The sequence below is a fragment of the Synechococcus sp. H55.9 genome (genome assembly GCF_047462355.1).
In the GTDB taxonomy this organism is placed as follows: Bacteria; Cyanobacteriota; Cyanobacteriia; order Thermostichales; family Thermostichaceae; genus Thermostichus.
In genome coordinates this window covers 6,842-8,024 of sequence record NZ_JANSJB010000050.1, presented here as the reverse complement: position 1 = coordinate 8,024, position 1,183 = coordinate 6,842, and the positions used below count along the sequence as shown (strand labels likewise).

Here is a 1,183-nt window from a genome sequence, read left to right as displayed (position 1 = left end):
CAGACGCCCAGGAGGGGGCTTGGTTGGAGGAGGTGTTCCCGGCCCAGGAAGAAGAGCTCTCTGGGGAAACACAGCCTACCGATTTGGCGGGCACTGCCCCCTCGCCAGAGTTTTCCTTCGACCGCCTCAATGCTCTATTTGCCGAGGAGACCGAAACCGAAGCCCTGAGCTTAGAAGCCGGCGGATCCCTCTCGGCCATGGATGGCGAGGTGGATTTGGATGAGCTGAGCCGGTTCTTTGCAGAAAGGGAGGCCGCCCAGGAAGGGATCCCCTCAGATCTTGCCACCTTCCTGGGCGAGGCAGAGGCTTTGCAAGGGAGCAATCTGGAGGGAGTGACTCTGCCTGAGCCAGAACCACTTGTAGCTGCTGCAGAGCAAGGCGGAGCTTCCCAGCCGGCAGAAGAGGATCTGGCAAGCCAACTGGAAAGCCTGTTCACAGAGGATGAGCTCTTGGCTGCCCCGAGCGCGACTGTTCTTGGCAGCGAGACCCAGCTCTCGGAGGAAGAAGCGCCGGAAGTCTCTCCTACCCCAAGTTTGGACGATTTGGCCGCCCTTTTCGATGCCGCCGAACCAGCGGTGCCGCCTGAGCTGGAAGAGTTCATCGCTCCCATTGTGGGATCCCCTGCAGCCGTGAGCGGCGAGGTTGCCGACGATTTCGCAGCCCAACTGGAATCCCTCCTAGTCAATCTCGAGGTCGCCCCCCAGGCCTCTGCAGCAGCGCCGGCACCTTCTCCGTCCGCTGTCGCTGCCGCCCCAGCAACAGCCGCCCCCACGGCACCGGCTACACGGCGATCTGCCCTCAGCAACCCTGTGATGCGGGTGGAGGTGCGCCACCTCGACTCCATCAACAACCTGGTGGGAGAGTTGGTGGTCATTCGCAACAGCATGGAGCAAAACCAAACTCGCCTGCGCCAGTTTCTGGATGGCCTACTGGGCCGTGTGCAACAACTGGGGGATCTGGGCCAGCGCATGCGGGATCAGTACGACCGCTCCCTGTTGGAGTCGGCGCTGTTCTCCAGCCGCAGCGGCTCAGCCTATGGCGGCACGGTAACGGTGGGCTTCGGTCGCAATGGCGAGGGAGCCGGACACAGCAGGCGAGGGCATTCTTCCGGCCAAGAGTTCGACAAGCTGGAGATGGATCAATTTACGGCCTTCCACACTCTGGCCCAGGAGATCATTGAGCT

1 pseudogene is annotated in these 1,183 nt (G+C 62.1%); it reads left to right on the top strand.

The features are described from left to right. Positions 1-1,183 (top strand): annotated as a pseudogene (locus NW857_RS07955) (hybrid sensor histidine kinase/response regulator); the annotation flags it as partial.